This is a genomic window from Nostoc sp. FACHB-280 (assembly GCF_014697615.1).
Taxonomy (GTDB): domain Bacteria; phylum Cyanobacteriota; class Cyanobacteriia; order Cyanobacteriales; family Nostocaceae; genus Nostoc_B.
The window spans coordinates 36,049-51,365 of sequence record NZ_JACJSD010000006.1 but is presented as its reverse complement, the minus strand read 5'-3'; the positions used below and the strand labels follow the sequence as shown (position 1 = coordinate 51,365).

Below are 15,317 nucleotides of genomic sequence, written 5' to 3'. Positions count from 1 at the left end.
CTTTGCATGGTAGCTGGCTTCGGGGCAGTGTGAAAGAGGCAGGGGTGCAGGGGGAATTGGGGAAATATTCTCCCCCTTGCTCTCCGCGCCTTCTCCTCTTCATCCCTTGCGCCCTAATCTCTTCACCCCTGCTAAGTCTACTGGCATGTTAGGTTGGTGAACTACTAGTCCTCAGTCCCTAATTAGCTGATGCTACTAAGGGAGCAGTTGCAATATCCTTTAAGCTCACGGAAGAAAGAAGTTCTTGCCATTGCTTAACAATTGTGGGATTTTTGGGTTGGGCATTTTGTAGTGCAGCCATTGTTGCTACACAGTCATACCACACCCCGCTTTTACCAAAAGCAACTGCCCGCTGAAGCTCATCCGACTGCTGCATTGCTGTTGTCAATTCAGCAGTTGGCTGGATACGTTCAATCCAACCATCAACATAAGGTGTACTGGGGCTAAGTGTTCCATCCACTTTCAGCGCCAAGAACCATTGATAGTTTTTACCAACAGCTAAAGCAGGTGCATCTGCTGGTAATTTGATAGCCATAACTCCAGCTTTCCCAGCAACTGGAATGGTCATTTGATATTGGGTATTACCAGCTTCATCCTTAAGGCTGAATACGGCTTCTTCGGCATTAGAAGTAGGAAGATAAACCAAAATGGTAGGGTGTGCCGAAGTTGTTGTGCCATAGAAGCTTTGGGGGAGAAGAGCGATTAACGCTGCTGGCCCGGTTGCGGCTACAGTTCCAGGATTCAAATAGTAAGTACCTAGACGAGAAGCTCCGCCTGATGCTTGTTGGGGGGCGCTGTTATCTTTTTTCGGGGTAAAGATATTGCCGCGAGAAGCTCCACCAGTTGCTTGTTGGGGGGCGCTGTTACCTTTTTTGGGAGTAAAGATATTACCGCGAGAAGCTCCACCAGTTGCTTGTTGGGGGGCGCTGTTACCTTTTTTGGGAGTAAAGATATTACCGCGAGAAGCTCCACCAGTTGCTTGTCTGGGCGCACTATTACCTTTGTTTGGTACAAAGATATTGCCACGAGAAGCCCCACCAGTTGCTTGTCTGGGCGCGGAATTTTTTACAGGTGGGGTAAATGTTACAGCATAGGCACTGGCCCATGTGCTGCTAGCAATGAGAGCGATAATGCTCAATGTGCTAGTTAGATATCGACGTTTTCTCATCTTTGACCTCATCCATTGATGTAGTAATGGAAAATACATTGAAGTCCACTGTACCAAAAAAATTTTGGATTGCTGGTAAAATCTAGTGAATACGGGAACACTACTAGCATTTATATCTGAAAATCTATGAAAAAACCATAAAGCTAATGTTTTTCTTGATTCAGATAAATACAGTAATATTACGTATTTAAGACCAATTCCCTACCAAAACAAAGGCAGACCAAAAGAACGGATCACGGAAATCGGTTTGGCGAATCAAATTAATTTGGGCTTGCCTTAATGCTTCAGCTTTGGTGGCTTTGGGTTGCCGTAGTTGGTCATAAAAGCGAGTCATGAGCATTTGGGCAGCTTTATCTTTCACTGGCCAAAGTGTGGCAATGGTGGAACGTGCGCCGGATTTGACAGCTAAACCCGCTAATCCCAGAGCCGCGCGATCGTCCCCACTGGCAGTATCACAGGCACTCAGAACTAATAATTCGATCGCTTTGGTAGAATTACCACTACGATTTTTCAGGAGTTCAGACAACTCTTTAACGTTGACTTCGCCATCCCATGTCAATAAGAAAGTATCTTCCAAACGAGAACTAAATTGTCCGTGGGTGGCGAGGTGAACAACATTCGCCTTACTAGATTTGACATACTCAGCTAGAGCTTCACTGGTGAATTGTTGATTAAGCAATGTGGAAGAAGGCACTTTTTGAGAGATTTGTTTAACTTCTGATTCCACTGCTGGTAAAGCACTAAAACCAGCACGAGATTCACTGATGCCTCCGACAACAGCATCAATCCGTTTTTGCTGGAGGGATTGAGCAGCCATGAGTTGTAATCCCGGTGAGAGTGCCACGGCATATTTTTCAATCAGATATTGCTTACCGTCGTATAAGGCGGCCATCGGAATATTCCGCAACCTTCCATCTAAGACAAATACTAATGTTTTGGTATCTTTAAAGGTCTGATCTGCTTCTGCGGGACGAATCAGCCAGTCATAAATCTGTTGGGATAATTTCTCCCGCTCACTGGAATCAGAAACTGGGTTGAGAGCCACCAGGAAATTCTCTAGAGTTTTGTCAATGTCTGATTGAGATTTGGGAGTGGCATAATAACGTAGTGGTTTTCCCGCTTGGGAGAAAATTACACCTAGGCGATCGCTTAAAATAATCGGATAAACTACTGTTGCTGTGGGGTCAACTTTATCAATTTGCTGGGCTTTATCCAAACAAGCTTCCCGGAAAAAGTTATCCAGTTCTGCAACTTGTAATGATTCAATCAGTTCTCGCGCTTGGGTTAATGCTGTCTGGGTAGGTTGATCATCTAGCAGTAAACTCACTAGTTGCCGATAAACAGGTTCAACACTTTCCCGGAAGGAAAATTGCACATCAGGATTTACCGCAACCATATCCCCACGTAATGCTTTTAATGACTTCACAGCTTCGGTATAAGCTGTAATTGCTTGGGGGCGGTTGCCTTGTTGTCTATATAACTTGCCAACTTGCCAAGCTGATTGAGCAATCAAATCATCCGCTTGAATTTCACGGGCAATCTTCAGGGATTTCTCGGCTAATTCTTGTGCCTGAGACCACTGTTTTTTGCGGCTGTAGAGTTCTGCCCATTCATGTAGTGCATAAGCTTGGGCGTTACTATCCTGAATTTTTTGGGCAGATTTAACAGTATCTACTAATAGTTTAGCCAACTCTTGACTAGGTAGAATTCGCTCTGAATTTTCTACGCGATTCATGGTGGCAACAAAATTGATTGCTGCACCTAAAGAACTATGACTAGGTGGCAACTCAGCCAACTGTTGACGTAATTGTGGTGCAAGGGGAATGGCGTATTCTAGTTTGTTGTACTCTACCAAGAGTTTGAACCGAGCTAACCGCGCCTGTAAAGCTTCATTTGGGTTAGTAGCTGCTGTTTCTGCATCTTCAAAGTAATTTAAGGCGGCTTCTGGATCTTGGAAATCAGCAGCCACTTTTCCCAAGCTCACAAAAATAGAACTTAACTGGTTCTTAGCTGCAATTTGCTTGGCTGTGGCTAAACTTTGTTCTAATACTGATTGGCTATTACGATCGCCGATGGCGTGTAAAGCTAAACCCAGCGATCGCAACCCACTGACTTTAATTTCAGAATCGGGCATAGCTGCCAACTTTTGCGCTAAAGCCTCTAACTGTTGCTTAGAACGACGGTAAAATCCTAAACTTTGTAAGGCTTGGGCTTGGTTAATTTGACTACCTAAACTGCCAATTTTATCCCCCGCTTGCTCATAATATTTTTGAGCTTGTTGCCAAATATCTAGCGCAGTTTCCGCTTTCCCAGTGCGGAGTTGTAAATTGGCCTGAGTATTCAGTATTTGCGCCCAAACAATAGCATCGGCTGTTGGTTGTGCAGTTTGCAGAATTTTGACACTTTGGGCGATAGATTTTTCTGCTGCTTCCCATTGATTGAGTTCTTGTTGTGCTAAGGACAAGTAACTCAAACTTAAGGCTTCGTTGGGGCGATCGCCTTGGTTATGGTAATTTTGTACTGCCATTTGCCACGCGTTCACTGCTTCTGCAAAACTACCAGATTGGTAAAGTTGTCGTCCTTGTTCTAGCCAATTTGTAGATTCTGTAGCAGATACATTGAGATTGAGACTAGCAACAGTCGATACTGGGCGAGATGCTTGAGCCGGTGTGATTGTTACTGCCAAACACAAACTCATAATACTCAGACTGATATATAACCAACGGCGTTGTTTGATGAGGAAATTCATAGGTAGTTATAGGTTAAAGGTAGAGAAAAGAAATTTATTGAACTCTTGAAAGCGCACGACAGCTTAATTGCGGCTGTGTATGTGTGGGGAATGTCGCTGCGATTAACTCAACTTGGCCTTGGGCATTACGTCGCCAAGAAGTCGCTTGCACCAGCACTTTTGGAGGAGGTGCTTGTGCATTGATACTGCCCGATTTGCGAAATGCAGAGATGTTGTGGACATCAGACCAGGTGCGATCGCTCTTACACCTAACAATATTTTGGATATGTGAATTATGACTGAAGGTTACAGAGTCGTTGCTGGGAAACGATAATTGGCTGAAGCTATAAAATAAATTATGCCCAACAACAGTGTTATTGGTAATCTGAATAGGATTGCTCACTCTTAATGGCAAGAACGTCGAATTCAACAGTATTTGATTCACCAAACCCATTAAGACTCCCTTCATAAACTAGCCGCCGTCTGTACCCTAATGTCTAGTATTCCCACAATGACCTAGTTTTTAACTCTAAGAGTATAAAAAAGCGAATAGTGAGTAGGGAGTTGGGCGTGCTGACAGGTGATTGATTTGGAATGTAAGGATTTTAGATATATATACCTACCTCTACGCCCTTCCCAAAACCTATAATTTGTAATCTATCATCTACTATTAAATTTCCCTGTGTAAGTTAATGATGGTCGCTCAATTTCAGATTGCCAAATTGGTTGTTTATCCAGATAAATCAACCATTTGCCATCAGCGGTAGACTTATATAACCATTTATTTCCTAAGCAGATATTTGATGGCATTTCCGATAGCTTACTGGGTAAGGTTTTTCCTTGATGAATAGCTGCTTTTACTTGTAAGACCTTTTGCAGCATTTCTGATTCCAACATCACATAATTAGCCTTCAACACCTGCTTAACATAGCTGGGACTAATCGTGGCGTTTTGAGGGAAATACTGTTTTTCTAAAGCTTGCACATTTAAAGAACAAAGATTATCTTTCTTTTGTGCTAGTGCTTGATAAAATTCTTTATTGAGTTTAAATGTATTAATTCCATACCAATCACGATACAACTGAGATAACGGTGTATTTTTTTCTGGAGGAATGATTTTATCTAACCCTTGCAACTGGGAGAAAGCTTCTACATTTAGTGCCTGAATCATGGCTTGGGTATAGTCTTTTTCTAGCAATCGCTGTTGCCACACTACAGGTAGATTATCAATTTTACTCAGCACGCGGAGTTGCGATCGCCTAATAATTATATTCACCAGTTGACCAATCAAAGACGGTTCATCTTGTAATGATTCACTGAGCTTCCAAGATGCTTCTAGAGATTTCAGCATCTCTTGAGTATTTCCTTGTTGTTGCTTGTCTAAAATATCAATTATTAATAAACGTTGTAAATTTACTACCCCGATATAGCTAGGACTAGGAGCCTGAAAATCTCCCTCTTTAACCCACTTATAATCTATACCCCAACTTGGTGTTTCATTATTCAATAGCAAGTTACTAATAGTAGCGATCGCAGTTTTATTTTTATTGATGTAATTACGTAATCTCTTGTCTAAATTATGATTAAATGTTTGTGATTTATCATTGAACTGTTCTCCTAATAAGTTCGCAATATCAACAAAATCTAAAACCTTATTTTCAGGGATTTTAAATTCTTGGCTGGGTACAGTTAAAAGATTGAATCCTAATTGTAAAGCTGCTACCTCTTGAATTTTTCTGGCGGGGCTGTTAGCTTCTAAAGAAAAATTACCAAATAAATCAGATATCTCTGATTTGATAGCTTTTTTTTCTGCCAACAAAGAAGGTTTAGCTGCTTGTAAAACAGGTGTTATTTTCTTAAAAAAACTATCTACAATTGGATTAAAGCTAACTTCTTCAGTCATCACTGACAAAATATCATATTCATTAATCTCCAAAGCTCCTAATGCTAAATAATATTTTTTTAGAGCGTCGACATATTTACCTTCTTTAGCTAGTTGATCAGCAGTTTGTAAAATCTGTGTCTTTTGAGGCTGATTAATTTCGATAATTTTAGCCTGATAAGTTTTAAAGTTTTCTAGTTCCTGGTTAAGAGTTATAGTTTCTTCAGAACTCAGACTTACTAAGGTAAAACTTTGGGGACAATCTATGAAATTATTAAGGGGCAAATTTCTTAATTTTTCTAAATTTAGAGATACCTTTTCCGGTAATTCACAAATAATTACTTTTGGCTTTTCTATTGGAGATTGATTACGTCTCACTATCCCAAGATAACTTTTTTGTGCTTGACTAGGAAGCAATGCAACACTAATAATTCCATTTTGGAGATTATTGATTGGCAATAATTTAATTTTTAAGTCTTGATTTGAGATAAATTTATTTATAGAAAAACCAAAAAGCTGATCAATATCATCTGTAAAGGCTTGATTCTGAGAATAATATTGCTGTTGTAGAGAATTCAGCAGACTAACGATGAATCTCTGCTCTTTTTCCTTTTCTAGCTGTTCAGATGTTTGATTTTCCCTATCACTCAGTTCTAATGTTCTAAACCCCGATGGACATTCAATGCCTTTATTCTTAGGAAATTTTGTTGGTAATTTAGGAATAATTAATTGATTTTGCTCACTTTCACACAGAGTTGAAAGTGTAAGATACTCATTTGTATCTGTTATGGTAAAAATAACAAAATTAACATAAGTGCGAGAATTATTTTGCTGTGGTGATAATACAGTCATGGCAATTTTTTTGGCTTTTTTATCTGTAAATATTTGCCATTTATAACCTGGGACGCTATTTTCTAAATTCTCATCTAGTCCTAATTGTTTAATTTGAGTAGCAAAAACTTGCTGTTCTAGAAAATATGCTTGTTGGGCGCGACCTACTGAACCTAAACGGAATAATATTTTCTTTTTTAAATCTAATTCTTGGGCAGAAATTTGCTGGGTTTGCTGTTTAGTAACAGTATTTGCCGTAACATTTGATGACGTAGTTAAACAACAAATGAAGCTAAGACTGGATAATAAACCAAGTAAGGATAATTTCATTGGTGCTATGTGTTTATTTAGTTAACAATAATTAATTGTTAATACTAAATTGAATATAGATGGTCTGTGGTTGAACTTCAAAATCTAAAATTCTCATACCAATTCTAGGAGAAGCTGCACTTTATAAATCCTGTAGAGATTTTGTATACAACAGCCTCTTCATCAAGAAACGGTATAACTTAGTATTATTACCTGTTATAAATTGGTTCAACGACAAACTACATCCCTAGCATTACTTAAAATGTGGGAGTAAGGGTGTGAGCCTGTAAGGAATACCTAAAGCGATCGCTAAATTATAATTAAGAGTCTCTGTGAGTAAATTGCTGGTAGTTGGTTCGGAAATATCAGCGACAATATCGCGTTTTTCTGATGTGGTTAAGCCAAAAGTTTGTTTAACTTTAGCTAGATGAAACTCGCTGTAGGATATAAAGCTATCTTTCAGCGTCCAAAATTTTTAATTGAACACATCAATTATGTTATGTAATGTCCGGGTAATCAGTTATGATTCGGTCAATCTGTGCAGATACACCAAAACCCTCTCCCCAACTTCCGGTCGCCGAGCGTTCGCGCAGCGTCTCCGACAGGAGAAGCCGAGGTGCTGCTTCCTCTGGGGTCTTAATCATAAGTCTTTTACCGGACACGATATTATTGAGAGATGCCAGCACAAGTTAAAGATGGTTGCATTTGATTGGGAGAGTGATCTGCAACAAGTTCAACTTTGCCTTGGGTATTACGTCGCCAGCTAGTTGCGTGGACAAGCACTGCTTGGGGTTTTGGGATTTGTGTATGTACTTGTTGTTTGCTGTGGAATGCAGAGATATCACGCACATCAGACCAAATGCGATCGCTCCTCAGTTCTTGTGTGGGATTTTGTGGGACACCACCTCTTCCTGTCGCAACAAAACTGCTGTCACTATTTCCTGCACAACCACTAGCAATTTGTTGAGATGGATCTGTGACATTTGCTGGTAATGCAACTAAACCCGAATTAGGATCAACTTTGACAGTATTGACTTGCACTGTACCATTTACCCCAAATTGCGAACTAGCTGTAATATCACTTTGGGGCGTGAGTTGGTCACGGAATTTTAATCCATAAATACCTTGAGTTGTAATTTGGATATTACCACCACTTCCCAAGACAGCATTTGCAGAAATGTCGCTGTTTTCTTTTGCTACACCCACAATAAACCCGGCATTAATATTAATATTACCCCCTGTGGAAGCACCAAGGGCATTGGTAACAATTCTACTGCCATGACGTAATAGCAATACCTCATTGACCTCAAGAAGAATATTTCCTTGACTACCGCCATTCACCTCCGAACGCAGACTTGCACCATGTTTGAGGAAGAGATTATTAGCTGTTATATCCAAATTGCCAGCATCGCCGCTACCTGTATTACTAACAGTGATTTCGGCACTATCTCTGACCTGGACAAAATCTGATTTGATAATGACAGAACCCGCAGCAAAACTACTAGCAGAAGAAGCTGCGATCGCACTAGGCAAGTAACTACCCTTAACTAAGTTTTGGGAAGTTCCTTGGACATCAACATTTTTGACTTTCAAGTCAATACTACCAGCTCTTCCCTGTCCCGCACTAGAAGAGGTAATTTGCCCACCATTAAACACACGCAAGCTATCTGCTGTAAGGCTAATTGTTCCACCTTGACCAACGGCATTTTTGCCCAAAGCCACTGTAATACCGCTAACTGTATCGCTAAAACTATCAATCACAGGATCACTGACTTCTACAGCTTTGGCAGAAATATCTATATTTCCAGCTAGACCACTTCCGGCGACAGCACTAGAAATCGTCCCACCCTTTGAAATTGCCAAGTTTCCAGTCTCAATTGTGATATTGCCACCTTGACCCTCAGCATAAGGTTGAATTGAACTAATCACAGCACCCGTCAATCCACCAGGTGTCACTCCAGAAATTTCGAGACTCTCAGCAGCCTCAATTGTAATATCTCCAGACTTACCAGTAGTAATCAACTCATAAAAACCAGGAATATAAAAACCCAGAATATCTGTGCTAATGCGACTACCATCCCGTAAACGTACACGTTGAGCATTAACAGTGATCTTGCCACTTTCATTGTTGCTGCCACTGCTAATTAAAGTAGTAATAGCACTCGGACGGAAAGAATTCACAGCAAATGGATTGTATCCACTAAGTTCTACATCAGCAGCTTTAATAGTAATCTCTCCAGTTCTGGAGTCATTGCTAGGGATAAACTGACGTGTAAAAAAATTAAAGTCAGGACTAACTGTAGACTGAATCCATCCGCCGTTTGCTATGTGTAAACGCTGGGTTTCGACTGTAATATCCCCTGCTCTACCTTGATTACCAATTACACTAGTGTATACACCAGGGGTAGAGTACTGTGTTGCGGTAGATACTCCTAAGAAATCTACAAATTCTGTAGTTTTGATATTTATACCCTGCCCCTGCCCTAATGACCTAGTGATAGAACCAATTCCAGAACCTTCTTGAACTGTCAAACCTCGTCCCCGAATATTAATAGCTCCACCATTCACCCCACTAGTATCAATAACTGAGGATTGTCTAAGAGAAATATTTCCCCAATCAGCTGTTGTCGGACTAATTAATTGCAAGCCATCTTGATGATTCAAGCCAACTTCAGCATTTTTTAATGCCCATAATTCAAATCTGCCGTCTGGATTAGTCAGACGACTTTGATTCATATCAATTTCACTTCCCACCAACGCCATTGTTGTAGCTTTAAAACTTTGCCAGGAGCCAAACAGAAAGTTATCGGCTGGGGTTCCTTGAGTGCGAATTGCCCCTGCATTAGCTCCTAATTGCAAACCAATCGGTACACTCATAGTTAGCACAGGAGGTTTAGTGATGTCGGTGCTAAACACCTTCCCATCATCAAATCTAATACCATTGGCAGTTGCCCCTACAAAGGAACCATTAATATTCAAACGGGCATCTTTACCAAAAATAATGCCTGCGGGGTTGAGTAAAAATAAATTGGCATTGGCGTTGATAGCACCATCAATGTAAGAAGCTTTACCACCTGTGACACGACTAAAAATATTTTGAATATTAGTACTGTGGCTGAAAGTGACAGAACCCGGACTAGGAACATCAAATTGACTGAAGCTATGAAATAAATTATTACCAACCGCTGTACCACCTGTGACAGTATATGTACCACTTCCAGACACTGTGGTGCTGAGGGTATTATCAGGGATGACTTGCGCGTCAACACGGCTGTTACAAATAGTAGAGAGGAAAATTGCACCAATGAAACTTAAGCCAGCCAAAGTTATTTTCATCAACTTATCTGTAATATTCAACTGTGCATTTAGTTTTCCCAGCTTCTGATTTTGTTATTTCAGTACTTTTGTAATTTTATTGTGATTTTTACTTAATCTTTACGTGTTGTTGAAGTTTTTGATTCAATCTTGCTTTGGCTGCTGCTCGTACAACTCGATTTGCATCTTGCAAGAGAAATTGGAGAATTTCTGTAGTTATTTGCGGATGTTGGCTAATAACATAACGTTCATACCAAGGAAACGAACGTAATTTTTGTAAATTTTGAGCTAAATATTCAATAGGTGCGGCGGGATGTTGGAGAAGTGCTAAACGAAATGGTATTGTATCCAGGCTATAAAACCTTGGTTCAATAAAATTAGCTAGATATTTACTCGCAATTGTAGGCGCGATTTGAATTAATCTTTTGACTGCCGCTATGAAAACTTTATGTTCTTTACGCTTATGACCACGCGAATAAACAATATATTCATAATGGTCATATTGATGATTATTAGCCAATTTTTCTAGTATATGAATTGGAGCATTGATATTATTAGTAATAGCTAGTTGTACAAGTTGATTTTTGTCTTGGGCGAGTTTTTCTAAGCAGCTCTTACTTTTGGGACTACTATACGCTTCTATTATTCGAGGATTTTTGGCAACAGCTTCGCGGATCAGTACTGATTTATGATTGGCTAGTTCAGCTAATTTCGGCAGTGGTGTATTCTCATCAATAGCCTCGTTGTATTGAAGGATAAAATTACTTGTATTTGCAAACTTTTCTTGGTAGATTTTTAAAGCATATTGACGAACTTCTGCACGTTTATCGTACAAAGATTTCTCGATAAATGCTGGCGATATATTGGGATTTTGTAACATCAATAAGCGTAATCGATATTCTTTAAATTTGGCTATTCTCTCGCACACTGCATCAGAGATATGGGGATGAGAAGCTACTGCTGCATATACATCTACACTACGAATATCTAAAATTTCTAATAAAATTTCTGAAGATAGCTCAGGATTACAAACCACCTGTTGACAAATATTACGTACTGCTTCCCAATAAATATCAACTGGTGTAATTCTCAGTATTTCTAATAATTGAGGAATTGGAGTCATTGCACTTGTGGCTAGTGCATGTTGTTCTTGTTGATGTATTTCTTCAATTTGAGTTCCTTCATAGCTATATGGTTCGCTGAAAAGTCTCCAGTGTAGATAAATATTATGAGGTTTTGTCTGAGGAAAGTGTAACTGTAATTGCTGTTGTAATTCTTGTGGAAGACCAGGATTATAGGCAAGCTTTTGCAGTATACGTCTATCTTGGTTTTGATAAAGCAGTAGTAAAATATCTAATGGAGTATGAGGATTTTTAGCTACATTAGCTTGAACAGATATATTGCGATCGCCTGATAATCTCTCCAAACATTCTGGCGGTGTTTGGCTATTTAATGCCACTGCTTGACGAACACGAACGCTCTTATCTTGGGTTAGCTTTTGAAGTATATCTAAATCAGCACCAGGATGACCAGCAACACATTCTCTGACTCTCCAATCAGAGGATTGCGCTAACGTTTTTAAGTCACTTAATTCTAAATTAGGATGTTTCGCAACTTGCCATCTAATAAATGACCATTTACTTTGACAAAGTTCCCGTAATTTTTCTACTTGTGTATGGGGATGGGTGGCTAAAAATCTTTCTTGAAAAAAATCATTAACGATTGACCTTGGTAAACTAGGATTTAGCATAGTAGCTTCCCTGATTAACCGACTACGATGATCAGCAAGTTCAATTAAACATTCAAGAGGTGTGTTTTTATTTTTAGCAACTTCAATCAGGGTGGTAATTTTAAATTTTGTATTTAAGAATTGCCGTAAATATGCTGGTGGAGTCTCGCTAGATTTAGCAATGGCTGTTTGCACATATTCTGAAGTTTGCTTGAGTTGCAAATCAGGTGTAATTCCTAATTGCCACAAAATAAATTGATAATAATGTCCTTGAGAATGATTGCGGGAGTAACATCCCACTGCTGCAAAGTCAGAAAAGCTCGCTGCGATAATCTGTGGTAATTTATTTTCTGCATATTCTTGCCAGCATGAATCCATTTCTCCGGCAATATTGACGTGCATTTTGATTAATTCATGAATAAACGCATCGCCAGAAGGATTTTCTACGGCTAATTCTAATACTTGTTTACTAACTTGAGGATTCTGCACAATTCCCACTAAATGATAATGATATCCAGAAATGGCGAATCTGTGTAACCATTCTTGAGGAGCATCGTCACAAGCTAAAATTGTCTGTAGGGATGAACCGGGAATTACTGATTCTGGATTTTCTAAATCTAGTGTCGGAAAAATAGGATTGTGCAGAAAATCTTGGGGAAATTCTTCTGCCAAGAGAAATAAAGTATAAGTTGGAGTATGGGGATTTCTGGCTACAGCTTGACGGACTTTTATATCTTTATGTCTTGCCAATTCTGCTAATAATTCTGGTGCAGTATTAAGACTTTTGGCAACAGCAATTTCTGATTGATCACTGATTTGCATCAATTCCACCACTCGTCCTTTGATAGACTAATATCGTGTTCACTATTGAGAAACGGCTTTACAGGTTAATTGTGTTGGTACGGAAATAGAAGATTTATTAGCAACTAGTTCAATTGTACCATCAGTCCGACGATGTACACCTGTTGCTTGGACAAGTGTTTCTGGTGATTTAGAGATTTGTGCTTGTGCTGGTTTTGTGGTGTGGAATGCAGATATATCGCGCACATCTGACCAGGTGTGATCGCTCCTCATGTCCTTTGTGGGATTTTGCGGTATGCCACCTCGTCCTGTGGCGATAAAACTACTACCGTTGGCATTTGCACATCCACTAGCAAGTTGTTGAGATGGATTACTGACATTTCCTGGTAATTCCACTAAACCTGAATTGGGGTCAACACCAACGTTATTAACTTGTACTGTGCCATTCACCCCAAACTGTGAACTGGCAGTAATATCGTTTCCTGGTGTCAGTTGGGGGCGAAACTTCAATCCAAAAATACCTTGAGTTGTGATTTGAATATTACCACCGCGACCTGTGACCGCGTTAGCCATAATGTCACTATTGTTAAAGCCGACAATAACTGGCGAATTAATCATAATATTGCCGCCATCTCCTGAACCTAAAGCAGTTCCTATAATCAAACTCTGATCTCGAAGAATGAGCGCGTTTGTGTGGATATTGATATCACCGCCTTGTCCTGAAGCTGTAAAACTCGCTAAAAAGCCCTTATTTAACTCCAGCATTTCAGTATTGATGTTCAGTGCGCCTGCATTCCCAATCCCATAGTTACCAGTATTAATTCTGGCTTCATCACTAATTTTGAGGATATGAGTATTGACACTCACTTGTCCTGAAGAGCCTCTAGGAATTTCGCTCACATTTGATAATTGGGTATAATAATTAGCCGTCAAAGAGCCAACAGTTGATGAAATATTACTACCATAGGGAACACTTGGCGATCGGCCACTTATGTTAATCGATTCCGTGGCATTAACAGTCAAATCACCTGCATTACCTACCCCAAGACTCGCAGTTGTTACACTACCACTTTCCTTGATTGTGAGTGTGCGAGTATTTAGTCTCAGTTTCCCAGCATTACCACCACGGCCAATACTCGTGTTAGCAATGGCACTAGGAATACTGATGGGCGTTGCTCCAATGACATTTACGTGATCGGCATCAATTGTAACTGCACCACTCGTACCAAGTCCAAAGGTTGTGGAGCCGAGATAACCACCGTCTAACACAGATAAATTCTGTGTTGTGACTTTCACATCACCAGCTTTTCCTGTAGAGAATGTGAGTGTTCCAATTGCTGCATAGGCTGAAGGGTCGGTCGAAATGTAACCATTAACATTCAAATTAGAGGTTGTAATGTTGATATAACCACTATCGGCAGATTTATAATTACGGTTCGCAACTATTGCACCGTTGTTAACGCTTAAATTTGGTGTGACAACGCTAATACTACCACTCCTACCACTGCTTACAGTTTCGTTGATTATACTGGTACGAATTTTCAGGTCAGTAGTCGCACCAGACAATTTCAGAGTATCAGAGGCGAAAACATAAATATCTCCAGCCTTTTGAATTCCTCGGTTCTGCACCCATAATACAGAGCCATCTGTGAGGCTAACTGTGCGACCTTGTACTTGAATAGAACCCGCATTTATACCATTAACATTCACAAGCGATCGCCCTGCAAGATTAATATCACCAAATTTAGAAATCTTTTGATAATCCAGGTTAAACCCTTGACTGAATCTATTGAGTTTAACTTCACCTTCAGCTACACTACCGAGTTCAACTCGTCCCTGGGGAGCAAGCAAAATCCCACCATTTAGGTCAATCGAAGAACCCAAAAGTGCTAATGTATGTCCCGATTTCACAGCCAAATTAGCCTCCAATATTGTAGGAACATAGGGTGTAATCAGTGGATTTTTAGAGGTGAGATGATGTCCAGTTCCTTGTAAGGCAATTTTTCCTGAGTTTTGACCAAACTGTAAGCCTATCGGTACACTCATCTTTAACAATGGCGACTGATTGAGGTTGGTTGCACTAAATTCTGTACCATCGGCAAATTTTATACTGTTGGCAGTTGTACCGATAAAGGAACCACCAATATTTAACCTGGCATTTTTACCAAAAATAATCCCGGCTGGGTTGATTAAAAATAAGTTGGCATCACCCTTGGCACTGATTTTGCCATTAATATCAGAAACTTGACCACCAGTTACTCGGCTAAAAATATTTTGAATATCAGTAGCATTTTCAAATGATGCTTCACCACTTTGAGGAATAGAGAATTGACTAAAGCTATGAAATAAATTGTTGCCAACGCGAGTGCCTTTTGTAATGCTGTTACTACTACTCACATCTGTATTCAGGGTGTTGTCGGCAGTTACTTGTGCATAAACACCATTATTGTCAACAGCAGATAAACAAATTGCACTCAGCACAACAAACCCAACAAAAGCAAATTTCATTAGTCCAGTTCTGGTTTTGATTACGTATATAGCATTCCCATTTTGGT

At 39.8% G+C, this 15,317-nt stretch carries 7 protein-coding genes; all 7 read right to left on the bottom strand.

Annotated elements, in window-relative coordinates; all coding sequences use genetic code 11:
- Nucleotides 1–178 precede the first annotated feature (178 nt).
- Nucleotides 179–1,168, bottom strand: coding sequence for a DUF928 domain-containing protein (locus tag H6G75_RS06125; protein ID WP_190979072.1), 990 nt, complete (start codon nt 1,166–1,168; stop codon nt 179–181).
- Between the two features lie 187 nt (nt 1,169–1,355).
- Nucleotides 1,356–3,917 carry a CHAT domain-containing protein gene (locus H6G75_RS06120; protein WP_190979071.1) on the bottom strand — a complete coding sequence of 854 codons (2,562 nt, stop codon included), beginning with the start codon at nt 3,915–3,917 and terminating at the stop codon, nt 1,356–1,358.
- 34 nt (nt 3,918–3,951) lie between these two features.
- Nucleotides 3,952–4,365: a hypothetical protein gene (locus H6G75_RS06115; protein ID WP_206757369.1), complete on the bottom strand. Its 414-nt coding sequence runs from the start codon at nt 4,363–4,365 to the stop codon at nt 3,952–3,954.
- A 191-nt stretch (nt 4,366–4,556) separates the two neighbouring features.
- Nucleotides 4,557–6,938: a type IV pilin-like G/H family protein gene (locus H6G75_RS06110; RefSeq protein WP_190979069.1), complete on the bottom strand. Its 2,382-nt coding sequence runs from the start codon at nt 6,936–6,938 to the stop codon at nt 4,557–4,559.
- A 645-nt stretch (nt 6,939–7,583) separates the two neighbouring features.
- The gene (locus H6G75_RS06105; RefSeq protein ID WP_190979068.1) at nt 7,584–10,253 is read right to left on the bottom strand and encodes an S-layer family protein; all 2,670 of its coding nucleotides are present in this window, start codon (nt 10,251–10,253) and stop codon (nt 7,584–7,586) included.
- An 88-nt stretch (nt 10,254–10,341) separates the two neighbouring features.
- Nucleotides 10,342–12,783 carry a hypothetical protein gene (locus H6G75_RS06100; RefSeq protein ID WP_190979067.1) on the bottom strand — a complete coding sequence of 814 codons (2,442 nt, stop codon included), beginning with the start codon at nt 12,781–12,783 and terminating at the stop codon, nt 10,342–10,344.
- 42 nt (nt 12,784–12,825) lie between these two features.
- Complete coding sequence (locus H6G75_RS06095; RefSeq protein ID WP_190979066.1) at nt 12,826–15,270, bottom strand: S-layer family protein; 2,445 nt, start codon at nt 15,268–15,270, stop codon at nt 12,826–12,828.
- Nucleotides 15,271–15,317 lie beyond the last annotated feature (47 nt).

Bases quoted from the DNA above. Each gene is read 5' to 3' on its own strand.
- H6G75_RS06125 (WP_190979072.1), bottom strand. From the start codon at position 1,168: ATGAGAAAACGTCGATATCTAACTAGCACATTGAGCATTATCGCTCTC.
- H6G75_RS06110 (WP_190979069.1), bottom strand. From the start codon at position 6,938: ATGAAATTATCCTTACTTGGTTTATTATCCAGTCTTAGCTTCATTTGT.
- H6G75_RS06115 (WP_206757369.1), bottom strand. From the start codon at position 4,365: ATGAAGGGAGTCTTAATGGGTTTGGTGAATCAAATACTGTTGAATTCG.
- H6G75_RS06105 (WP_190979068.1), bottom strand. From the start codon at position 10,253: ATGAAAATAACTTTGGCTGGCTTAAGTTTCATTGGTGCAATTTTCCTC.
- H6G75_RS06120 (WP_190979071.1), bottom strand. From the start codon at position 3,917: ATGAATTTCCTCATCAAACAACGCCGTTGGTTATATATCAGTCTGAGT.
- H6G75_RS06095 (WP_190979066.1), bottom strand. From the start codon at position 15,270: ATGAAATTTGCTTTTGTTGGGTTTGTTGTGCTGAGTGCAATTTGTTTA.
- H6G75_RS06100 (WP_190979067.1), bottom strand. From the start codon at position 12,783: ATGCAAATCAGTGATCAATCAGAAATTGCTGTTGCCAAAAGTCTTAAT.